This window comes from Lachnoanaerobaculum sanguinis (genome assembly GCF_033242365.1).
In the GTDB taxonomy this organism is placed as follows: Bacteria; Bacillota; Clostridia; order Lachnospirales; family Lachnospiraceae; genus Lachnoanaerobaculum; species Lachnoanaerobaculum sanguinis.
In genome coordinates, this window is the sequence record NZ_BTHK01000009.1 from 76851 (window position 1) to 99094 (window position 22244).

Here is a 22244-nt window from a genome sequence, read left to right on the forward strand (position 1 = left end):
GTGTCAGAATACAATGTAGAAAAACAGTATTTTTAGACAAAACATTAAAATTTAGGAGGGTTTATTATATGAGTAATTTTGAACTTAAAGATTTTGAACAAAAAATGAATGAATTACTTGACTTTGACGGCATTGTGCTTGCTGTATGGGGTATGAAGCCGAATCACAATAAAGAAAAGTTTGCTGTAAGTTTTGATATCGGCATAGATCTGATTTTTGATTTATTATCATTCACAGAGTATGATTTTGAAGAGAAAACTTATGAGCCTAATGTAAGCGATATATTCATAGTAAATACATTCTATGAATGTCTTATGAATTTTTCCGATATGACAGTAGAATATGTATGTGAAAATGAAATAAATATATATGTACCGGTAGGAGATGCGTATGCACAACTTGAGATAAGGGATATAGAGTATCTTACTGTGACTGTTACAAGTTATAAAAAAGTGGCATTTTGTAAAGGTGAAAAGCCGGTCAAGATAGGAATATATGATTTTGATGCAATGAGATATGAAAAGTTCCCTGAAAACTTTGTTAAGGGAGATTCTAAATTTTATTGCTTCGGATAGAAGCAGAACAGAATAAAAAGGTAGCAAAAAGGCTTTTTTAAGCCTTTTTTGCTACACTGTCTCTGATAATCAAGTTTCCGGTAATTAAAGTTTTTACCGATTTATTCTTGGGGTCTTTTTTTATTTTCAAGAGTTGTTCCACAGCAAGTTTTCCTATTTGCTTTCTTTGCACATGAACTGTAGTAAGAGCAGGCGAAGAAACTGCAGAATACGGTATATCATCAAAACCTATTATTGAGATATCTTTCGGTATTTTTACTCCCTTTTCTTTTAAGGCCTTTATAGCGCCGAGAGCAAGAGTATCATTGTCAGCAAAGAAGCAGTCGGGAAGAGTATTTAAATCGCCAAGTTGTTCTAACATATCATTATAAGCTCCGATCATAGTTGGAGAGATCATATAGGTATGCTCTTTTACATAATCCATTTCAAGCCTTTCCACACTCTCTGTGAATCCTTTTTTCCTCAGTTGAAAATTTTCAGAATATATATTTCCACCGATGTATCCTATGCTTGTGTGTCCGCATTTTTTCAGATAATCAAGAGCAATATAGACATTCTCTTCATTATTCATACAAACACTGTTGCAGGTGGTATATGGGCAAACATTGTCTACGACCACATAGGGAATGGAGATGGAATCAAATAGTGGATACAGTTCCGGAGTAAACTCGGTACCTATCAGTATAATACCTTCATACTGACTAAGATCCGTTTCTGACAGAAATTTTTCAAAGCTTTCCTTATGTACTCTCAGAACCATATTTAAATTTTCTTTTTGAAGTCTGCTCTCTATTGCGTCCAGTATTCCGGCTATAAACCCTTGATTTTCTTCAACAAAAACACCGCTTCTGTAATATTTGAGAACCAGTACATTTTTATTTTCTGTAATTCTTTTTCTTTGCTGAGGGTAATAATTATATTCCTTCATTGCCGCCAACACTTTTTCTCTTGTTTCTTCACTGACGCCTTTTTTTTCATTTATTACTATGGAAATAGTGGCAGGAGAAACATTTATCAGTTTTGATAACTCTCTAATGGTCATAGTATTCTCCAAAGAAATATTGTTCACTAAACAATAATTGTTTTCAGTAATCATAATACTATTTCAAAAAAATATTGTCAAATCAGAATATATAAAAAACTGAACATGAGATGTGCAGAACCATGCATGAAAAATTTATCTTTGGTGATTATATACTATAAAAAATATTATTTTTGTTTATAAAAACATGTTAAACAGTTTGAGTTTAAGTTTATTAAACGATAAAAGGAGATTAAAAACAGTTGCTATACAATATGTATAAAAATATTATAATAATATATGCATAAGATAGAAATAATCAGATTGTATTGACATTTAAACATAATAATATTATTGTTTATATAAACGATAGTTATTGATTTGTTAAATATTTAGTAAACAAGGAGGATGATATGAGAAAGGTCAAGAAATTAGTTAGTGCGTTGTTAATCGGTGCAATGGTTAGTGCTCCACTGATCGGATGTGGCGGAGGAGCTACAAAGAGTGCAGATACTACTACTGCAACTGTAGCGGACTCTAAGGCTGAGGAGAGCAAGACAACTGACGGAAGCAATCCTGTAGCGGGCAAGAAGGTAGCGTATATTATGATTATGCCTTCAGCTACTATCTTCCAGATGTGGAAGGATTCATGTAAGAAGCTTTGTGATGAGCTTGGAGTACAGTTTGATTTCTTCTTCTGTGACGGTGATTTTAATAAGTGGCAGGACACTATAAGAACATGTGCATCTGCAGGCTATGACGGACTTATAGTAAGTCATGGAAACCAGGACGGTTCATATGTATTCTTAAAGGGCATCTTGGATGAGTACAAGGATTTAAAGATTGTTACATTCGATACACAGTTCTATGCGGACGGTGAATACAAGAAGCTTGACGGTGTTACTCAGATGTTCCAGCAGGATAAATCTTTGGTAACCGTTCTTCTTGATGAGATGGTAGCTAAGTACGGTGAAGGTGTAAGACTTGTAAAGGTATGGAGAGGCCCTAACTACAACAGCCCGTTTGACAGAAGAGAAGAAGGTTGGCAGGAGTATGAGAAGGCCGGAAAGATCGTAACTGTAGGTGAGGTACAGCCTTTACAGGATTCTGTAGACTCTGCAAACACTGTAACGGCAGCATATCTTCAGAGCTTAAAGAGAGAAGATGTTGACGGTGTTATTGCATACTACGATATGTACGGACAGGGTGTATATAATGCACTTATCGAAAACGACAATATGAACGGTAAGAACGGTGATGCACTTCCTATGGCATCGGTAGATATAGATCCTGTTGATATTACAAATATGCAGACAAGACCTGATATATGGACAGCGGCAGGAACAACAGACTGGACATTAAACGGTGAGATCGCTATGAGACTTCTTTTACTTGAGATGGCAGGAGAGTATGACAAGATCTATGATCCGGCAACAGGAGAAATGGGAGTCGATGTTGTAGAGGTTCCGGGTACAGCTATTAAGGCATCAGACTTAAAGACAGATTCAAATGTAGAGAATCTTGGAAATGTAGCAGGAGAAACTTATGGTAATCTTAACTATCTCTCAGAAGCAGATTGGATGCCAAAGGATCTTTTACACAAATAATAGGGATGTAAATATAAGTCTACCAAAGATTAGCGACTTATAAAATTAATGAATGAGGTGAGTTTATCAGATACATTTACTTTTATTTTTAAAAGTCATTGAAATTTTGATGACTCACCTGTTTTAGATTGGATGATTATGGACAGAATAAAGTTAAGCACAAAAAATGTGTCGATAGAATTCCCGGGAGTAAAGGCCTTAGAGGATATAAACTTTGAGGTAAGTACGGGAGAAATAAGGGCTGTTGTAGGAGCAAATGGTGCCGGAAAGTCCACACTTATGAAGGTATTATCAGGTGCCAATCCTACATATACCGGAGAAGTATTATTAAATGATAAAGATGTGGAGCTTAGAACTCCTGTAGATGCAAAAAAATGTGGTGTTCAGATAGTGTATCAGGAAGTAGATACGGCACTGTTTCCAAACCTTACCGTAGCTGAGAATATCATTCAGGGTGATTTGGTAATGGATAAGGGAAATGCCATCTTAAACTGGGGTGAGGTCTATAAAGAGGGTAGAAAAGCTCTTGACAGACTTCATATCAGTAAGGAAAGGATAAATGAAAGGAATCTGGTTTCGAAGCTTTCACTTGCAGATAAGCAGATGGTACTTATAGCAAAGGCAATCAGAAGAAAGTGTAATTTTCTGATACTTGATGAGCCGACGGCTCCACTTAGTAATCAGGAGACAAAAGAGCTTTTTGAAGTTGTTGAGCATTTACACAAAACGGAGAATATAGCAATACTGTTTATTTCCCACAGATTGAATGAGATACTGGAGATATGTGAAAGTTATACGGTAATGAGAAACGGAAAGTTGATCGGTACATATCCTATAGAAGAGTCAACTACCACAAAAGAAATAGTGGAACTTATGCTTGGAAGAACTTTTGAGGAAGCATACAAAAGAGAAGAAATTTCTATAGGTGACACTATTTTTAAAACAGAGAATTTGAGTGAAATCAACGGAAGAATAAAAGATATAAACTTACATGTAAGAAAAGGTGAAATACTTGGTATAGCAGGGCTTGTCGGAGCGGGTAAGTCTGAACTTTGTAAAACTCTTTTCGGAGCATATAAGAGTACCGGAAAAATCATATTAAACGGTAAAGAACTGAATCTAAAAAATCCTGCACTTGCAGTTAAAAATAAAATAGCACTGGTACCTGAGGAGAGAAGAAAAGAAGGTGTACTTGTAGAAGAGAGTGTAAGCTTTAATTTATCTGCGGCATCTTTGGAAAAGTTTTGTAAATTGTCTTTCATAGACAAGAAAAAGGTAACAGATAATGCAAAGAGTTATATACAAAGCCTTAATATATCAACACCAAGTCCAAGACAGCTTGTAAAGAAACTTTCAGGCGGAAATCAGCAAAAGGTTGCTGTAGGAAAATGGTTGGCTGCAGATTGCGAGCTTTATATATTTGATGAACCTACAAAGGGTGTTGATGTAGGTGCAAAGCAGGATATTTTTGATCTTATTCATGAGATAGCAAAAAAAGGAAATGCAGTTATATATGCAACTTGTGAGAACCAGGAGCTTTTGGCCCTCACAGACAGAATTTATGTAATGTACAATGGCGGTATAAGTGCAGAACTTATTACAAAAAATACAAATGAAGATGAAATAATGTTTTACAGCGTAGGTGGTAAGCAAAGTCAAGAGGAGGTAGTTTGATGGAACGCAAAAAATTAATAAAATTTGGTATAGATTGGGCTGCTATCCTGGCACTTGCTCTATGTTTTATAGCATTTACAGCAATTAAAGGCACTGCGTTCATGTCACAGAGCAATATGGTAAATATTCTAAGAGCAATGGCAATAACCACGGTATTCGGTATTGCAGCTACAATTACCATGGCACCTGACGGATTTGATATGTCGGCCGGTACTTTGGGAAGCTGTTCAGCTTACGCATTTGTATCATCATACCTTTGGTTTGGACAGTCACTGTTTATGTCGGTAGTAATAACTATAGTGACAACTTTGATTTTATATCAGCTTACCATGTTTCTTATTCTGGTTTGTAAGATACCGGATATGCTTGCGACTTGTGCTTTGATGTTTGTTCATCAGGGACTCGGACAGTGGTATATAGGCGGTGGTGCAGTATCCACAGGTATGAGAACACCATGGAATGCAGAACCCCTCAGAACAGCTCTTTCAGATTCGTTTTCGGCAATAGGAAGAGCACCTTGGATTATTATAATTATGCTTGGATGTGTGCTTGCAGCATATATTTTCCTTGATTTTACAAAGTTTGGCAGATATTTGTATGCAATGGGTGGAAATAAGGAAGCTGCAAAACTTTCAGGTATTGATATTAAGAAATACAGATATGTAGCAGGTATGATAACTGCTGTATTTATAGCTATCGGTGGTATTTTAGTTTCATCAAGAGGAAGTTCTGCACAGGTTATGTGTTGTGACAACTATTTGATGCCTTCACTTGCAGCGGTTTTCGTTGGAAGAACTGTAGGAGGTGCTGAAAAACCTAATGCTCTTGGAACAATGATAGGCTCAATGCTTGTATCTACACTCGAAAACGGACTTACTATCTGTGCAGTACCTTTCTTTGTATTGCCGGCGGTAAAGGGTGCGGTACTTGCTTTAGCACTTATAGCGGCATATGCATATAAGAGAGAATAATATAAAAGGGAGTCAGTATGAGTAGATTTGACACATATTTTCAGATGGAAGAAAAGGATATAGTTGAGTATACTTTATTAAAGGCAACATCTATAGACTGGGATAAGGACAGCATGAAGGCTGTTATACCTAAAGAACATGGGAATTTAAACTATGTCTACAGAGTAACGGATGATAAGGGACATTCGATTTATATAAAGCAGGCAGGTACCGAAACAAGAATCTCAAAGGATATGAAGCCTTCCAGAGACAGAAACAGGCTGGAATCGGAGATTTTAATGTTACAGGAAAAATTTGCAAGCGGAATGGTACCATACATTTATTTTTATGATACTGTGATGTGTGCCTGCGGTATGGAGGACTGTTCAGACTTTTTAGTAATGCGTCAGGCAATGCTTGAGCATAAAATATATCCTCATTTTACAGAAAAGATAACGGACTTTTTGATAGAGACATTACTAAAGAGCAGTGATGTGGTAATAGACCATAAAGAGAAGAAGGTAATCGGAGGGAAACTCGTTTCACCTGATCTTTGTGATATTACGGAAAAGCTTGTTTTTATGGAGCCATACAATGATCTCAATCATAGAAATAATGTTTTTCCTCCAAATGCAGACTTTGTAAATAAGGAGCTTTATGAGGATAAGGCATTGCATTTTGAAGTTGCAAAGCTTAAATTCAATTTCATGACAAATGCACAGGCGTTGATTCATGGAGATTTGCATACAGGTTCTATTTTTATAAAAGAAGACGGCTTAAAAGTATTTGATCCGGAGTTCGGTATACTTGGACCTTGTGGATATGATATCGGAAATGTTATAGCAAATCTTATTTTTGCCTATGACAACGGAATTGCTTACGAAAAGAAAGAGTTCACTGATTGGATTCTTAAATCAGTGGAAGAGGTCATAGATTTATTCATAGAAAAGTATAATAAATATTATGACGAGTGGGTAAGTGAGCCGATGGCAATGGTAGAAGGCTTTAAAGAGTACTATCTTGACGGTATTCTTAGAGACACGGCAGGATTTACCGGAACAGAGCTTCACAGAAGAACTGTAGGAATGGCCAATGTTACAGATGTAACTACAATTGAAGATGAGAAAAAGAGACTTGTGGCTGAAAGAATAAATATTTTGGCAGGTAAGGAGTTTATAATGAAAGCGGACAGCTTTAAAAGTGGTAAAGATTATGTAGATACTATACTAAAGTGCAAAGCTTTGGCAGAGGAGTTATAAATGGGTATTGAAGAATTTTTTGATAAAATAATCTCTGTGAAAATGACGGAAGATAAGGAGCTGAATATTATTGACCAAACGCTTCTGCCGGGAGAGATAAAGAGAATAAACTTAAATACAAAGGAAGAAATCTGGGAAGCTATAAAGAAGCTTAGAGTACGTGGGGCTCCTGCAATAGGAGTATGTGCGGCATATGGTATTGCAAAGACGGCTTCACAGATAGAGGCAGACAACTATGCTGATTTTGAAAAAGAGTTTTTGGAATTAAAAGAGTATTTTGCCTCTTCCAGACCTACAGCAGTAAATCTTTTTTGGGCACTTAATAGAATGGAAGATGCCCTGAAAGCAAATAAAGAAAAAAGCATTGATGAGATAAAGGAAGCTTTATTTAAAGAAGCTGAGGATATCAGAAATGAGGATGTTGAAATAAGCCGTGGAATAGGAGCTTTGGGATTTAAGCTTTTAAAAAAGCTTAAAAGAAACGGTAAAGAGATCGGTATAATGACTCACTGCAATGCCGGAACATTGGCGACAGCAAAGTACGGTACGGCGACAGCGCCGATGTATATGGCACTTGAAAACGGATTTAACGGTGATGATATGCATGTCTACTGTGATGAGACCAGACCTCTCTTGCAGGGTGCAAGGCTTACAGCATTTGAGCTTAGTAATGCCGGAATAAAGACGACATTACAATGTGACAATATGGCATCTATTTTAATGAAATCGGGTAAGATAGATATTATATTTGTAGGTTGTGACAGAGTGGCAAGAAACGGTGATGCGGCAAACAAGATCGGTACATCAGGACTCGCTATTATAGCAAAGCATTACGGCATTCCATTCTATGTATGTGCACCTACATCAACTATTGATATGAAGGCTGAAAGTGATAAGGACATCCCTATAGAGATAAGAGATGGGGAAGAGATTACAGATATGTGGTATAAAGAGAGGATGGCACCTGAGAATATAGGTGTATATAATCCTGCATTTGATGTTACCGATCATTCACTTATAACAGGTATTATTACCGAAAAGGGTATTTGTAAATATCCATTTGATAAGGCATTTAAGGAATTGGGACTTTAGGACAGATAGGAGATAATATGAAGAAGATAATCAATGTTCCTGAGAATTATACAGATGATATGTTAAAAGGCATTTATAGTGCACATAAGCAGGTTAAGTATGTAGCAGATGACCTCAGATGCTATTGTATAGCAGATAAAAAACCCGGTAAGGTGGCAATCGTAACAGGTGGAGGTACCGGACATTTACCGCTATTCCTCGGATATGTAGGTGAAAACCTGCTTGACGGTTGTGGTGTGGGAAGCGTTTTCCAGTCACCTTCGGCAGAGCAGATATATGAGATATCAAAGGAAGTGGAAGCGGGAAGCGGAATACTCTATCTATACGGAAATTATACCGGAGATATTATGAACTTTGATATGGCGGCTGAAATGCTTGAGATGGATGATATAAAGACCAGAAGCATTGTAGGTGCCGATGATGTACTCTCAAACAAGCTCCCTGAAACCAGAAGAGGTGTTGCGGGCATATTCTTTATGTATAAGTATGCAGGTGCGGCAGCGGCAAATATGGGAAGCCTTGATGAAGTATATGAGGCGGCAAATACAGCTAAACAAAATACAAGGACTGTGGGATTTGCATTGACACCATGTGTTATACCTGAGCTTGGACATGCCAATTTCTCTTTGGCGGAGAATGAAATGGCATTCGGTATGGGAATTCACGGTGAGCCGGGAGTTTGGAACGGAGATATAAAGAGCGCAAAAGAACTTGCAGATGAAGCCGTGGGAGAAATCCTTGATGATATAGAAATAGGAAACGGTGATGAAGTTGCAGTACTTATAAACGGACTTGGTGCAAGCAGCATAGAAGAGCTTTATATACTTTCAGGAGAAGTGAGCGGGATATTGGCCTCAAAGGGTATAAAGATCTATAAAACATTTGTAGGTGAGTATGCAACAAGTATGGAGATGGCAGGTGCATCCATATCTATTTGTAAGTTAAACAGTGACAAGGAAAAGGCTTGGCTTGATATGGAAGTAAAGACTCCATTTATCAGATTATAGGAGTTGTTATGACAGAGATTAGAATAGAGGATCTTCCGGAATTATTTGAGTCTATAGCTAAGGTGTTTGTCGAGAAAAAAGATGAACTATGTGCAATGGATGCAAATATGGGCGACGGTGATCTTGGGCTTACTATGAGTAAGGGCTACAGTGCAATGCCTGATCTTATAAGAGAAAATACGGTAGAAAATAATGTGGGAAAGACATTGTTTAAGGCAGGCATGAAGATGGCTTCAGTGGTACCCTCAACAATGGGCACATTGATGGCAAGCGGTATAATGGAAGCCGGCAAGTCATTAAATGAAAAGGATAAAATAGACGCCAAAGATTTGGCGGTTTATTTTGAAAGCTTTGCAGCAGGAATCAAGAAAAGAGGAAAATGTGAGGCAGGAGACAGAACAATATATGATGCACTTGTATTGGCAGGTGAAAGAGCAAAAGAAGCAGCAGACGGAAGTTTGCTTGATGTAGCAAGTGCGGCACTAAAGGGTGCGGATGAAGGTGTTGAAGCTACAAAAGATATGTTGCCTAAGTTTGGCAAGGCTGCGGTATTTTCTGCTAAAGCAAAAGGCATTGCAGATCAGGGAGCTGTAGCGGGATACCTGATGGTAAAAGGGGTATGTCTATTTTTAGAAAGTAAGAGTTGATAATGAAGGTACTTAATTTCGGTTCACTAAATCTGGATTATGTATATGATGTAGATCATTTTGTGAGAGAGGGAGAGACCATATCCTCAGCAGACATGAATGTATTTTGTGGAGGAAAAGGGCTTAACCAGTCTGTGGCATTGGCAAAGGCAGGTGTTAAAGTATACCATGCAGGAGCGGTGGGAAGTGCAGACGGAGCTATGCTTTTGGAGGCGCTTTCAGAGGTAGGAGTAGATATATCTTACATAAAAAGGTACGATATGCCATCAGGACATGCCATCATACAAAAAAACAGAGCAGGTAATAATTGCATACTTTTATATGGAGGTGCAAATCAAAATATAGACATTGACTTTATCAAAGAGGTATTAAAGGATTTTGATAAAGGAGATATACTTTTACTTCAAAATGAGGTGAGTAATCTTTCATTTATTATAGATGAGGGATATAAAAGGGGAATGAGCATTGTATTAAACCCTTCACCTATAAATGAAAAGATATTTGAATGTGATTTGGAAAAGGTGGAATACCTTATACTCAATGAGATAGAGGCTGCGGATATACTTGGAGCCTCAGACACCGGTGAAGATGAGCTGATAGAGAAGTTGACAAAAAGATTCCCGGGAATGAAGATAGTGTTGACTTTGGGAGAGAAGGGCTCTGTATATGTGGACAAGACTCAGAAGATAAGACAGGAAATATACAAGGCTGATGTAGTTGACACTACGGCAGCAGGTGATACCTTCACAGGCTATTTTATAGCAGGGCTGGTTGCAGGCACAGATGTTGCAGGAGCACTCAAACAAGCGGCAAAGGCTGCAAGTATTACAGTAAGCAGAAAAGGTGCATCACCAAGTATCCCTTTTGCCAAAGAGGTTTGCGAAAGATAATATATTTCATCGTTGTTGAAGAGCAACGTATTCATGATTCAGATATGGCTTAAAATTTATATAGTGGGTATAGTATAAACGGGTGATAAAATCGTTAAGAAATATGATTTTATCACCCGTTTATCAGTTCCAATATTTTATATAAATTTATTTAGTACATTTACAGGAAATAATATATTAAAACATCACTGCAAAATATTATATTCCATTAACAACTTATATCTGTAATCTTTGTCGGTGTTGGCTCTGCGAAGCTTATCAATATCACCTTCATTTAACAGCAGTTCATTAAGTTTACTGACCATATCGGCACCTTCCTGCCTGCCTTTTTCAAGACCTTTTTCCAATCCTTTTTCTAATCCTTTTTCTAATCCTTTTTCAATTCCTCTATTTTCAATAATATCAAGAACTTCACACATATATTTGGCCTCCTTTTCATTAGCTTCATTTATTGAATTTTCAAATCTTTTATCACCTGTCATAACGGACATAAGGGTAAGCAATTCATTTATATGCTTTATTGTATAATCTTTTGGATTATATGAGTTGTTTGTACGTAATTGATGTAAATAATCCACCAGTATCCTGAAATCACTTTTAAATAATGCTGTCTTCTCTTCATCCAGGTATGCTATCTCAAAAAGATTGATTCTATAATCATTTACAAAAGGTTTTAATCTGTCATCAACTTTAACTATGTCGATTATATTAATCGGATAGTTCCATCTTTTTTTGTATCCTAAATATAATACCAAGGTAATCACAGGGTATTTGGTTTTATATCTGTATCGCTTTTTTGTTTGTCGTCCATACTCGGTACCGTCATAGCTGATTACTCTTAAAGGCATCAGCTTATCCGGCACGGTCTGATTTTCAAAACCGAATAAAGCAATATTTATACGATTGTGTTGCCAAAACTTGGAAACATCTCTATCCTGAGAATGGACGCTACCGTCAATCTTTAACATGCTGCTTGTAGGTGTATCAAGTAGAGAATTTTCATCCACTACATTTTCGCCATTAAATAAAAGTACATTTACTATGTCGGAAAAGACATCATTGAATTGTTCCAACATCTTTTGTGATATATCTTTCTCTTGCATAATCTGCTCCTTTATTATATCAAAGAAATATTTTAGAATCCACGTTACGATAAAACTTAAGAATATAAGTATAGAAATTTTATAAAAAAGCCATGTGGGATTATTGTTAAATCCTTTTATATCTTTATTATACCAATTAAAAATCTTATTACAATACTGTGATTGAAGACTAAAGTTATTTTTATATAGTAAATAAATTACAAGAATAAATATAAATAAAAATATAGAAATGCAGGTATTTTTAAAGGACAGCTAGTGTAGTAAAATAAAATTATAGAAAAAAGATAAGAGGAGGAGATATGCTGGAGGCTTTGTGGGCAAAGAAAGAAGAAAAAGACGGATTAATGTATTGGTTACCGCTCACGGTTCATTTAGAAGATACCGGAAGAATTATGGGACTTTTGTGGGAACATTGGATGAGTGAGGGGCAAAAGATAACTATTGCGGATGATACGGATATTGGAAAGCAGATTGCAATATTTACAGGTGCAATTCATGATATCGGCAAGGCAAGTCCGGCTTTTCAGCTAAAGAAAGGTTTTGCAAATTCTAAAGACTTAGATAATGAGCTGACAGAAAAACTGGTAAGGGCAGGGTTTATAGGCATTGACTCACCTGATTTGCTCTCATCACCTGAAAAAACACCGCACGGACTTGCAGGAGAGGTGATACTAAGTGTATTAAGCGACAGATTTAAAAAGGAAAATGACATAGGTTCTATTGTAGGCGGACATCATGGCAGACCTATAGACAATAAAAGCATTATATCTGAAACACTTGCATCATATAAGAAAAATCTCTTCCAAAGTGAAAATGAGGACAGTGATATATATAAAAAATGGTTAGGTCTGCATACAGAAATTTTAAACAATGCATTAAAAAGCAGCAGTTTTAAAAGATGTGAGGATGTACCGGTACTCTCACAGCCTGCACAGGCAATGCTTCTTGGGCTTTTGACAATGGCAGACTGGATCGCCAGTAATACATACTTCTTCCCACTGATTGGGATTTTTGATGATACTGATATTGATATGGACAAGAGATGCGAGCATGGTTTTACAAAATGGAGATATTCAAATCAAAGTGATATGTGGTTGCCGGAAATATATGCTGATTGTAATGGCTTGTTTAAGGAGAGATTCGGTTTTGAACCAAGAGATGTGCAATCAATATTTGCACAGACAATCAGTGACGCTAAAAATCCGGGGCTTGTAATACTGGAGGCTCCTATGGGACTTGGGAAAACAGAAGCAGCACTTGTGGGTGCTGAAGAGCTTGCTGTAAAGTCAGGAAGATGCGGACTGTTTTTCGGATTACCGACACAGGCGACATCAAATGGTATATTTCCAAGAATAATCAGTTGGCTAAAAAATCAGAGCGTGGAATTAGGTGAAAAAAGAGGATTAAGACTGGTACATGGCAAGGCTTTTTTAAATGAGGAATATAATAATCTTACGAGTGCTTCAAATATAGATGTTGATGGAGATAATGAAGGCAGAGAAGGTTTTGTAGTAAATCAGTGGTTTTGTGGTAAGAAGACAGCTATAATGGATGATTTTGTAGTAGGTACTGTAGATCAGCTTTTGATGATGGCACTGAGACAGAAGCATTTGGCACTAAGGCATCTTGGACTCAGTAAAAAGGTTGTAGTAATTGATGAGGTACATGCTTATGATGCATATATGGATCAATATTTAAATATGGCACTTGAATGGCTTGGAGCTTACAATGTACCGGTAATACTGTTATCGGCAACATTACCGAAGAAGAGTAGAGTGGATTTTATAATGCATTACTTGACGGGTAAGGGGGTTAAGTTTAGCAAAGAGGATATGAGCAGTCTGATGGTAGAAGATTACCCTTTGATTACTTACACTGATAATGATAAAGCATTAAATGTAAAGGACTTTGAACCGATAGAAGATAAGAGAATCGAGATAAAATATACGGATACCGAGAATTTGCCTAAGCTAATGGACTCCCTGCTTGACGGGGGAGGTAATGCCGGTGTTATTGTAAATACAGTGAAAAAAGCACAGGATATTGCCAAAGAGCTGTCGGAAAAGTTTGGTGATGAAAAAGTTATGTTACTTCATTCTTCGTTTATAGCTACGGACAGAGTGAAAAATGAAGAAAAGTTGATGAAATATCTTGGTAAATACGGAGATAGACCAAAGAAGCTAATTGTAGTAGGAACACAGGTTATAGAGCAGTCTTTAGACATTGATTTTGATGTAATGATAAGTGATATTGCACCGGTAGACTTATTGATACAAAGAATGGGAAGACTCCATAGACATACAAGAGATAATAGACCAAAGAAGCATGAAAAACCTGTGATATATGTTGTAGGTAATGACAAGAACCTAGAATTTGAAACAGGCTCAAAAGCAGTATATGGAGGATATTTATTGACAAGGACAGGTTACTTTCTTGGAGATAACATAAGGCTTCCAAGTGATATATCAAGATTTGTACAAGTAGTCTATGATGAGAATATAGAACCGGATCTACCTGATGAATTGAGAGCAAAGTATTATGAATATAAAAAAGAATATGAGGATGTTATAAAAGGCAAAAAGGACAGAGCAACAAGCTATAGACTCAAGAGCCCGAGGCTGAAAAAACATAGAGTCAATGGGATGGATTTGATAGGTTGGCTAGAAAATAACAGTAAGAATTACGGTGATGAAGACGGTAACTCACAAGTCAGAGATACACAGGATACCATAGAAGTAATTGCATTAAAGAAGATTAGAGACGGTTATACTACTTTTGACAGTAGTGAGGACATATCAAATAGTATAGAAGATGTAAAAACAGCAAAAAAACTTGCAAGTTGTACAATAAAACTTCCAAACAGACTCTCAAAGACCTATAATATAGACAAGACTATACGAGAGTTAGAAGATTTTTACATAAACAATTTGCAAAAATGGGATAATTCGGCATGGCTAAAGGGAACTTTATGTGCAATGTTTGATGAGAATAACGAGTGCAGTATAAATGGAGTAAATATGGTATATGACAAAAAATATGGTTTGATATTAAAGGGGGAAGATGATGCCAAGGTATAATTTATTGGATGAAAAATGGATTCAGGTCGTAAGTAAGGATACTGTAGAAAAGATTTCTATAAAAGAACTTTTTGCCGGTGCAGCTAAGTACAAAGAGTTAGCCGGAGATATGAAGACTCAGGATTTCGCAGTAATGAGAGTTATGTTGGCAATCCTTCATACAGTCTTTTCAAGGTTTGATTCAAACGGAGATCCATATGAGTTTTTTGAAATGGATAAGGAGAGCTTTTTACAGATTGGAGAGCTTGAAGAAAATTATTTGGAAGATTATGAAGATGCATTGTATCAGACTTGGATAGATATATGGAATGCAAAAGAGTTTCCCAAAGTGTTGTATGAGTATTTGGAGAAATGGAGAGAAAGGTTTTTCCTATATGATGACAAATATCCTTTCTTTCAAGTAACAAAAGAGGTATTCAAGGAAAATACAGGTATCGACCCTGAGGGTAAAAAATGTGGCGGAAATTTTTTTGGAAAAAATATAAATAGACTTATATCCGAAAGTGATAATAAAACAAAGTATGCAATATTTTCACCTAAAGATGAGTCTTATAAGGAATATATTGATGATGATGAATTGGCAAGATGGCTTATAACATTACAGGGTTATATAGGTACATCTGATAAACAAAAGGTTGGATCTGCAAAGACATATTCCAAGGGGTGGTTATATGATTTGGGAGGAGTATATCTTCAAGGAAATAATGTGTTTGAAACATTGATGCTAAATTTTGTAATTGCTCATAATGAAAACAACAACTTATTGAAAATACAGAAACCATGTTGGGAAGCAGAGACAATAGAGAAAAATATAGAGTTGTATTTTCATAATGGAATTGACAATATTGCTTCACTCTATACTGCTTGGTGTAGAGAGATATTTATAGATCCTAATAGAACAAAGGAAGATAAGTTTGCATGCTTTATAGCAAAGTTGCCTGAGATAGAACATTCAGATGCTTTTTTGGAGCCAATGACAGTTTGGAGGTATAACAAAGATGGAGAGTATAAGGAGAAATACAGGCCAAGAAAACATGATGCAAATAAGGCAATGTGGAGAAATTTCGGATTATTGACAGGAGTGGGAGAGGGTGCAAGAAAGCCTGGAGTTATAGAATGGCTAAATAAACTGGGTGATATATCAGAGTCGGAAGAGTTGGGATTGTATAAAGAAAATATTAAATTATGTGCAGTAAGTATGATTGATGATGGGAATTCTGCATCATGGGTGCCAATAGATGAGGTGAAAGATACTCTTAACCTTAAAGAAAGAGTATTGGTAGACACCAAAGATACAGGTTGGATAATTAGAATAAATAAAACTGTTACAGATACTAAAGTAACCATTGATAGGGCATTAAAAGTATTTATAAAGGATTTGTTAGAGATAAGGAAAATGGAGAAGGCAGATGTATCAAAATATGTTGAACAGTTCTATTTTAGAATAGACCTATCATTTAGAAATTGGATTGAAAGCATTGATATTGATAATGACAAGGATACAAAAGAGATCGAATGGCGGAATATTTTAAAAAAAGCTATGAAAGAGTATGTGGATGAGTTAGTCTCAAATGCCGGTTTAAGAGACTATAAAGGAATAGGAAAAGGTTCCGGTGTAAAGAATATTGCAACGATATATAATTCATTTTTATATAGATTAAATCAAAATTAAGGAGGTTAGATGGAGAGTGTAAAAAGTGTTTGTTGGAGAATTCTTAAAGAGCTGTATGCTATGCAGGAATATTCCATAGGAAAGGCAATACTTTCAAGGCTAAGGAATTCTATTGGAAGAGATTATGCCGATATGGCGGATATAATGCCTATTATTTTTGAGAAATTACCTGAAAGCTTTCTTGGAAACAGTAAGAAGATGACTGATGAAGAAATTTGTATATTGAACTGTCTACAGTTATATGCAATACATCAACAGGGTGAAGATCTTTGTGTCAATACTGCTGAAGACGGATACAGTAATGTAGGAACGAGTCTAAAGTTACTTAGAGTGGGTGATGATACTACAGCAGTGGACAGAAGATTTAATGCAATGATTACATCAACGGATTTTGATGAATTGACAGTACATTTAAGGCATTTGATAAGGTTATTAAAGTCAAAGCAAAAAGGTGCAAGGATTGACTATGGCAGACTTGCAGAAGATTTGTATCGGATAAGGAAGAATAAAAATAAAGACAATATTATTTTAAATTGGGCAAGAGAATATTATAAGTTCAATAGTAAAGGAGAATCAAATGAACAGTAGATTATTTTTGGATATGCATATTATACAGACATTACCACCTTCAAATATTAATAGAGATGATACAGGAAGTCCAAAGACAGCTCTATATGGTGGGGTAAGAAGAGCAAGAGTGAGTTCACAGTCATGGAAGGCTGCAATGAGAAATTACTTCAAGGAAATTGGAGCAGCAGCTAATGTAGGTATAAGAACAAAAGATATAGTAAGCTATGTTGCAAAGAAGATTCTAGAGATAGATAGTACAATTCTTGAGAAAGAAGCACTAGATAAGGCAGCACAGGTTATAGAACTTGCCGGAATAGGTCTAAAAGAAAAGAAAGATAAAAGTGGTAAAGAAGCTAAAGCACTTTTTTTTATTGGAGATAGCCAAGCAACTGAACTTGCAAAAATGGCAGTAGATGCAGAGGAGGGCAATAAAGGTAAATTACTACTTGATGAAAAAGAAGTGAAGAATGTTTTAAAGGATAAAGTGCCTATTGATATAGCTTTGTTTGGAAGAATGGTAGCGTCAGATAAAACAAGTTCAGGTTTAAATGAAGATGCCTCTTCACAGGTAGCACATGCGATTTCTACACATGCTGTGCAGACAGAGTTTGATTACTTTACGGCTACAGATGATTTGTTACCGGAAGATGAAAGTGGCGCAGGTATGATTGGAAATGTTGAGTACAATTCATCAACACTTTATAGGTATGCAAATGTTGCACTTCATGAGTTTTTACATCAACTTAAGGACAAAGGTAGTATGATAAATGCTACAAAGTTATTTTTAGAAGCTTTTGCTAAGTCATTGCCTACAGGTAAGATAAATACATTTGCCAATCAGACATTGCCAAGTATATTGGTGATTAATTTGAGAGAAGATAGACCGGTAAGTCTTGTAAGTGCATTTGAATCTCCTGTAAAATCAGAAGAAGGATATGTTGCAGGTTCTATAAAAAGAATGTCGGATGAGATGGAAAAGATACAAAAGTTCGTACAGAAGCCTATAAAGACACTTTATTTAGCGATAGATAATGTGGATATTGCAGATGGTGAGGAAGTAGATTCACTTGATGAATTACTTGAAAAGCTTGGAGCAGAAATAGAAAATTATCAATTTGTCTAAGAGGTGAAAATGTGAAAACTATATTATTGAAGTTTGCAGGACCTATGCAGTCTTGGGGAACTGACTCACATTTTGAAACCAGACATACAGATTTATATCCGTCAAAAAGTGCTGCTATAGGACTAATAGGGGCAGCTCTTGGAATAAGGAGAGATGATGATATCAAAGAACTGGTAGATATAAAATTTGCAGTGAGAGTTGATCAAGAGGGCGGCCTTTTGAAAGATTACCATATTGCGAGAAAATATAAGACTAGTGGAGATATTGAAGGAACTTATGTTACAGAGAGGTATTATCTTGAAGATGCGGTATTTGTAGTAGCTATATCACATGAGGATGATAATTTTATAGAGAAAATATATGAAGCACTAAAGAGACCATATTTTCAAATGTTCTTAGGAAGAAGATCAATACCGGTTTTGGCGGATTTTATTCTTGGAAATTTTGACTGTGATATAAGGGATGCATTAGAAAAATGTGAGTGGCAGGCAAAAGATTATTATAAGAAAAGATATAATAAAAGTCAGAAATTATTGGATGTATATTGTGACAAGGGTGTTTTTGATAATGCTGACAGAGAAATACTAAGGCAGGATAAGGTTATATCTTTTTCAAATAAACATAGACAATTCAGTTTTAGATACGAAGATCATGCAAAGATTTATGTAAAAAACAGTATGTTTGAAGATGAAGATACAAACCACAATATTTTTGATTTGGTAGGTGAATGATATGTATATTTCAAGAGTTGAGTTAGATATATACAATAGGCAGAAGATAAGAGATTTGACGCATCTGGGAGCTTATCATAATTGGGTAGAACAAAGCTTTAGAGAAGAGAGCGGAGTAAGAAGCAGGAAGCTTTGGAGACTTGATAAGATAAATGATAAGAATTATTTATTGCTGGTAAGTGAAGAAAAGCCAGACTTAAATCTGCTGGAAAAATATGGTGTGGATGGCAGTGCAGTAACAAAGGAGTATGATGCATATATAAGCAAGATAAAAAACGATATGAAGCTACGCTTTAGACTTGTAACAAATCCCGTACATGCAGTGATGGAGGATGGTAAGCGAGGCAGTGAAAAGCCACACATTACAGCAGAGTTTCAAAAGAAATTCTTTATGGAAAGAACTATAAAAAACGGTTTTGAAGTAAATGAAGATGAGGTGAATATTGTAGAGAGGGGATTTGAGCTACTAAGAAAATCCGGTTCAAAACCGGTAAAAGTGGTAAAGGCAACATTTGAAGGGGTGCTAACTGTAGTTGATGAGGATAAGTTCAAATTACTATTGGAGAATGGATTCGGTAAGAAAAAAGCTTATGGATTTGGACTTATGACAGTTATACCGATATGATAGTAGGTGGGAGTATGGAAAAAGCCGAAATAAATGAGCTGCCTAGAATAAGTGACAGGGTTACATTTATCTACATTGAACATGCCAAAGTAAACATACAAGATGGAGCTATAGTGGTATCTGACAGTAGAGGTACTGTCAGAATACCGGTAGCAATGATTGGAGCATTGATGTTGGGACCCGGAACAGACATTACCCATAGAGCAATGGAGCTGATAGGAGATATGGGTACAGGCATAATATGGGTAGGAGAAAAAGGTGTAAGACATTATGCACATGGTAGAGCATTGACTCATTCTACCAGATTTTTAGAAAGTCAGGCAAGATTGGTTACAAATGTGAGAAGTAGAGTAGATGTTGCAAGAAAAATGTATATGATGAGATTTCAAGGAGAAGATGTTTCATCATATACTATGCAGCAGCTTAGAGGACATGAGGGTACAAGAGTCAGGAGATTATATACTGGATTATCAAAAAAATATGATGTTGAATGGACCGGTAGAGATTATAAGGTTGATGATTTTACAGATGGAGATGTGGTGAATCAGGCATTGTCTGCAGGTAATGTAGCATTATATGGACTTGTATACAGTGTAGTATCAGCACTTGGAATATCTCCAGGACTTGGCTTTGTACACACAGGTCATGATCTGTCATTTGTATATGATATTGCAGATTTGTATAAAGCAGATACAACGATTCCATTAGCATTTGAAATAGCAAGTGAGTTTGGAAAAGAAGATGATATTGGAAGCATTACCAGAAAAAAGGCAAGGGATATATTTGAAGAAAAAAAGCTTGTAAAGCAGATTGTATCAGACTTACAGTATTTATTGGATATAGGTGATGACGAAAAGCTTGAAGGGGAATTTTTGGGACTTTGGGATAATAAGGAGCAACTTGTAAGTTATGGTGTAAGTTATACTGAGGTGATGTGATATGCCATTTACAGTAATTACATTAAAAAAGGTACCACAGGCTCTTAGAGGTGATTTGACCAAATGGATGCAGGAGATAACTACAGGGGTTTATATCGGAAATTTCAACACAAAAGTAAGAGAAAAGCTTTGGAAGAGGGTTAAGGAGAATGTAAAGGATGGAGAGGCGACTTTAAGTTTTGCATATAGAAATGAAATTGGATATCAGTTTGATACTCATAATACAAATTTTTCATATATTGATATGGATGGTATACCTTTAGTTTTTATTCCAAATGAGAATGTAAATGAACAAATAGAAATAAAACATGGATTCAGCAATGCGGCAAAGTTTAGAAATGCTAAAAGATATATGGCACATAGGACCAAGCTGGACAGTAAGGACTTTGTGATAATAGATATAGAAACTGATGGCTTGGATAAAGAGAAAGACTATATTATTGAAATAGGTGTGGTAAAGTCTGTAGGTGGAATAATAAGTGAGTTTCAAAGCTTGATAAGCTATGAAGGTACATTGCCAAAGCATATAGTGGCAATGACAGGTATTACCACTAATATGTTACAAAACAATGGGAAGAATTCAAAGTCGGTATTAAAGGAGTTCCTGGATTTTATAGGTGATAGAGATATTATAGGGTATAATGTGAACTTTGATATCGAGTTTATAGATATTGCTCTATCAAAACTTCAGCTTGAAAAATTAAAAAATAAGAGATATGATCTAATGAAGTTTGTAAAAAATGAAAAACTTTTTCTGGCAAATTATAAATTACAAACTGTAATAAAGGAATATGGGGTTGGCAACGAAGTACCACATAGGGCATTGGAAGATGCAAGGTTAATATACAAGCTTGCTGTAAAAGTAAATAAATTCAGGGATTTATATAGTCTGACATAGCGTGTTTAAGGGATCCTATTACTGTGTTCCCCGCGTAGGCGGGGGTGATCCCTATTAAGTTGTTGGTCGAAACCTCTTCGATTTGTGTTCCCCGCGTAGGCGGGGGTGATCCCTACCTGACGGCAGTTTTTTTGCTGTAGCCATTGTGTTCCCCGCGTAGGCGGGGGTGATCCCGGCAATCAGCTTGAGTTTTTCCGTGATAATGCGTGTTCCCTGCGTATGCGAGGGTGATCCTATATCTGAGATAAATTCTGCAAGTGATTTAGCGTGTTCTCCGCATAGGCGGGGGGTGATCCCAGGTATTGAAGAAGTATAAGATTACTTTGGAGGTGTTCCCCGCGTAGGCGAGGGTGATCCCATGATTAAAATTGGACAGGCAAGTAGAGATGAGTGTTCTCCGCGTAGGCGGGGGTGATCCTAAAAATGAACTTGGTATTTTAATGGAGTTTGCGTGTTCCCTGCGTATGCGTGGGTGATCCTGAAGGAGCAGGCCGAACATGATGAACTAATCAGTGTTCCCCGCGTAGGCGGGGGTGATCCCACCTGATGCGCTGAATAATACTTTGACATTTCGTGTTCCCCGCGTAGGCGGGGGTGATCCTGATTTTGATATTGATATGATATCAGAGTGTTCCCCGCGTAGGCGGTGTGATCCCAAATGAAGCTATTGCTTCTGCTGAAAGATATGGTGTTCCACAAGCATGCAGGTGATTTAGTTTTATTGGACTTGGAGAAGTTTTATAGAAGTTACTATTGTATATTATGATGAGAATAAAAAATGATAG

At 36.4% G+C, this 22244-nt stretch carries 19 protein-coding genes and 1 CRISPR repeat array; of the genes, 17 read left to right on the top strand and 2 right to left on the bottom strand.

Translation table 11 applies throughout. The features are described 5' to 3' along the window. Window positions 1-68 precede the first annotated feature (68 nt). Complete coding sequence (locus tag SBH76_RS07580; protein WP_317977369.1) at window positions 69-575, top strand: hypothetical protein; 507 nt, start codon at window positions 69-71, stop codon at window positions 573-575. Window positions 576-612: 37 nt separating this feature from the next. Here the strand turns inward: SBH76_RS07580 and SBH76_RS07585 are convergent, their stop codons facing one another. Next, window positions 613-1617 carry a LacI family DNA-binding transcriptional regulator gene (locus SBH76_RS07585; RefSeq protein ID WP_314098886.1) on the bottom strand — a complete coding sequence of 335 codons (1005 nt, stop codon included), beginning with the start codon at window positions 1615-1617 and terminating at the stop codon, window positions 613-615. Between the two features lie 392 nt (window positions 1618-2009). Between SBH76_RS07585 and SBH76_RS07590 the strand changes: the two genes are divergently transcribed. From SBH76_RS07590 to SBH76_RS07625, 8 genes are all read left to right on the top strand, one after another. After that, on the top strand, window positions 2010-3203 hold the full coding sequence (locus tag SBH76_RS07590) for a substrate-binding domain-containing protein (RefSeq protein WP_315051995.1): 1194 nt from the start codon (window positions 2010-2012) through the stop codon (window positions 3201-3203). A 138-nt stretch (window positions 3204-3341) separates the two neighbouring features. Further along, the gene (locus SBH76_RS07595; protein ID WP_317977370.1) at window positions 3342-4877 is read left to right on the top strand and encodes a sugar ABC transporter ATP-binding protein; all 1536 of its coding nucleotides are present in this window, start codon (window positions 3342-3344) and stop codon (window positions 4875-4877) included. Then, window positions 4877-5848, top strand: a complete 972-nt coding sequence (locus SBH76_RS07600; RefSeq protein WP_034213846.1) for an ABC transporter permease — start codon at window positions 4877-4879, stop codon at window positions 5846-5848. The genes SBH76_RS07595 and SBH76_RS07600 overlap by 1 nt, the downstream gene beginning before the upstream one ends. 17 nt (window positions 5849-5865) lie before the next feature. Next, on the top strand, window positions 5866-7086 hold the full coding sequence (gene mtnK, locus SBH76_RS07605; RefSeq protein WP_317977371.1) for an S-methyl-5-thioribose kinase: 1221 nt from the start codon (window positions 5866-5868) through the stop codon (window positions 7084-7086). Next, entirely contained in the window at window positions 7087-8178 is a 1092-nt protein-coding gene (gene mtnA, locus SBH76_RS07610) for an S-methyl-5-thioribose-1-phosphate isomerase (RefSeq protein WP_317977372.1), read from the top strand. Between the two features lie 17 nt (window positions 8179-8195). Next, a complete protein-coding gene (locus SBH76_RS07615; protein ID WP_009663628.1) occupies window positions 8196-9185 on the top strand; it encodes a dihydroxyacetone kinase subunit DhaK in 990 nt (329 codons plus the stop codon). 8 nt (window positions 9186-9193) lie between these two features. Further along, window positions 9194-9832, top strand: a complete 639-nt coding sequence (locus SBH76_RS07620; RefSeq protein ID WP_288914907.1) for a dihydroxyacetone kinase subunit L — start codon at window positions 9194-9196, stop codon at window positions 9830-9832. A gap of 2 nt (window positions 9833-9834) precedes the next feature. After that, complete coding sequence (locus SBH76_RS07625) at window positions 9835-10722, top strand: ribokinase (protein ID WP_317977373.1); 888 nt, start codon at window positions 9835-9837, stop codon at window positions 10720-10722. A 185-nt stretch (window positions 10723-10907) separates the two neighbouring features. Here the strand turns inward: SBH76_RS07625 and SBH76_RS07630 are convergent, their stop codons facing one another. Next, complete coding sequence (locus SBH76_RS07630) at window positions 10908-11825, bottom strand: Rpn family recombination-promoting nuclease/putative transposase (protein WP_317977374.1); 918 nt, start codon at window positions 11823-11825, stop codon at window positions 10908-10910. Between the two features lie 299 nt (window positions 11826-12124). Here SBH76_RS07630 and cas3 point away from each other — a divergent pair, with 299 nt between their 5' ends. Genes cas3 through cas2e form a run of 8 tightly spaced genes read left to right on the top strand, consistent with a single transcriptional unit; the run spans window position 12125 to window position 21459 of the window. After that, the gene (gene cas3 / locus SBH76_RS07635) at window positions 12125-14902 is read left to right on the top strand and encodes a CRISPR-associated helicase Cas3' (RefSeq protein ID WP_317977375.1); all 2778 of its coding nucleotides are present in this window, start codon (window positions 12125-12127) and stop codon (window positions 14900-14902) included. After that, window positions 14889-16574: a type I-E CRISPR-associated protein Cse1/CasA gene (locus SBH76_RS07640; RefSeq protein ID WP_317977376.1), complete on the top strand. Its 1686-nt coding sequence runs from the start codon at window positions 14889-14891 to the stop codon at window positions 16572-16574. Before cas3 ends, SBH76_RS07640 begins: the two co-directional genes overlap by 14 nt. A gap of 9 nt (window positions 16575-16583) precedes the next feature. After that, the gene (gene casB / locus SBH76_RS07645) at window positions 16584-17162 is read left to right on the top strand and encodes a type I-E CRISPR-associated protein Cse2/CasB (RefSeq protein ID WP_317977377.1); all 579 of its coding nucleotides are present in this window, start codon (window positions 16584-16586) and stop codon (window positions 17160-17162) included. Next, complete coding sequence (gene cas7e / locus SBH76_RS07650; RefSeq protein WP_317977378.1) at window positions 17152-18267, top strand: type I-E CRISPR-associated protein Cas7/Cse4/CasC; 1116 nt, start codon at window positions 17152-17154, stop codon at window positions 18265-18267. Before casB ends, cas7e begins: the two co-directional genes overlap by 11 nt. An 11-nt stretch (window positions 18268-18278) precedes the next feature. Continuing rightward, the gene (gene cas5e / locus SBH76_RS07655) at window positions 18279-18998 is read left to right on the top strand and encodes a type I-E CRISPR-associated protein Cas5/CasD (protein WP_317977379.1); all 720 of its coding nucleotides are present in this window, start codon (window positions 18279-18281) and stop codon (window positions 18996-18998) included. A 1-nt stretch (window position 18999) separates the two neighbouring features. Beyond that, window positions 19000-19623 carry a type I-E CRISPR-associated protein Cas6/Cse3/CasE gene (gene cas6e, locus SBH76_RS07660; RefSeq protein WP_317977380.1) on the top strand — a complete coding sequence of 208 codons (624 nt, stop codon included), beginning with the start codon at window positions 19000-19002 and terminating at the stop codon, window positions 19621-19623. 14 nt (window positions 19624-19637) lie between these two features. Then, the gene (gene cas1e, locus SBH76_RS07665) at window positions 19638-20561 is read left to right on the top strand and encodes a type I-E CRISPR-associated endonuclease Cas1e (protein WP_317977381.1); all 924 of its coding nucleotides are present in this window, start codon (window positions 19638-19640) and stop codon (window positions 20559-20561) included. 1 nt (window position 20562) lies between these two features. After that, the gene (cas2e, locus tag SBH76_RS07670; RefSeq protein WP_317977382.1) at window positions 20563-21459 is read left to right on the top strand and encodes a type I-E CRISPR-associated endoribonuclease Cas2e; all 897 of its coding nucleotides are present in this window, start codon (window positions 20563-20565) and stop codon (window positions 21457-21459) included. A gap of 329 nt (window positions 21460-21788) precedes the next feature. After that, window positions 21789-22060: direct repeats of the CRISPR family, unit length 28 nt; unit sequence GTGTTCCCCGCGTAGGCGGGGGTGATCC. Window positions 22061-22244 lie beyond the last annotated feature (184 nt).

Coding starts and splice junctions, on each gene's coding strand:
- SBH76_RS07615 (WP_009663628.1), top strand. CDS start 8,196: ATGAAGAAGATAATCAATGTTCCTGAGAATTATACAGATGATATGTTA.
- SBH76_RS07580 (WP_317977369.1), top strand. CDS start 69: ATGAGTAATTTTGAACTTAAAGATTTTGAACAAAAAATGAATGAATTA.
- cas6e (WP_317977380.1), top strand. CDS start 19,000: ATGTATATTTCAAGAGTTGAGTTAGATATATACAATAGGCAGAAGATA.
- cas2e (WP_317977382.1), top strand. CDS start 20,563: ATGCCATTTACAGTAATTACATTAAAAAAGGTACCACAGGCTCTTAGA.
- SBH76_RS07640 (WP_317977376.1), top strand. CDS start 14,889: ATGCCAAGGTATAATTTATTGGATGAAAAATGGATTCAGGTCGTAAGT.
- SBH76_RS07585 (WP_314098886.1), bottom strand. CDS start 1,617: ATGACCATTAGAGAGTTATCAAAACTGATAAATGTTTCTCCTGCCACT.
- SBH76_RS07625 (WP_317977373.1), top strand. CDS start 9,835: ATGAAGGTACTTAATTTCGGTTCACTAAATCTGGATTATGTATATGAT.
- SBH76_RS07630 (WP_317977374.1), bottom strand. CDS start 11,825: ATGCAAGAGAAAGATATATCACAAAAGATGTTGGAACAATTCAATGAT.
- SBH76_RS07600 (WP_034213846.1), top strand. CDS start 4,877: ATGGAACGCAAAAAATTAATAAAATTTGGTATAGATTGGGCTGCTATC.
- cas1e (WP_317977381.1), top strand. CDS start 19,638: ATGGAAAAAGCCGAAATAAATGAGCTGCCTAGAATAAGTGACAGGGTT.
- mtnA (WP_317977372.1), top strand. CDS start 7,087: ATGGGTATTGAAGAATTTTTTGATAAAATAATCTCTGTGAAAATGACG.
- casB (WP_317977377.1), top strand. CDS start 16,584: ATGGAGAGTGTAAAAAGTGTTTGTTGGAGAATTCTTAAAGAGCTGTAT.
- SBH76_RS07620 (WP_288914907.1), top strand. CDS start 9,194: ATGACAGAGATTAGAATAGAGGATCTTCCGGAATTATTTGAGTCTATA.
- SBH76_RS07595 (WP_317977370.1), top strand. CDS start 3,342: ATGGACAGAATAAAGTTAAGCACAAAAAATGTGTCGATAGAATTCCCG.
- SBH76_RS07590 (WP_315051995.1), top strand. CDS start 2,010: ATGAGAAAGGTCAAGAAATTAGTTAGTGCGTTGTTAATCGGTGCAATG.
- cas7e (WP_317977378.1), top strand. CDS start 17,152: ATGAACAGTAGATTATTTTTGGATATGCATATTATACAGACATTACCA.
- mtnK (WP_317977371.1), top strand. CDS start 5,866: ATGAGTAGATTTGACACATATTTTCAGATGGAAGAAAAGGATATAGTT.
- cas3 (WP_317977375.1), top strand. CDS start 12,125: ATGCTGGAGGCTTTGTGGGCAAAGAAAGAAGAAAAAGACGGATTAATG.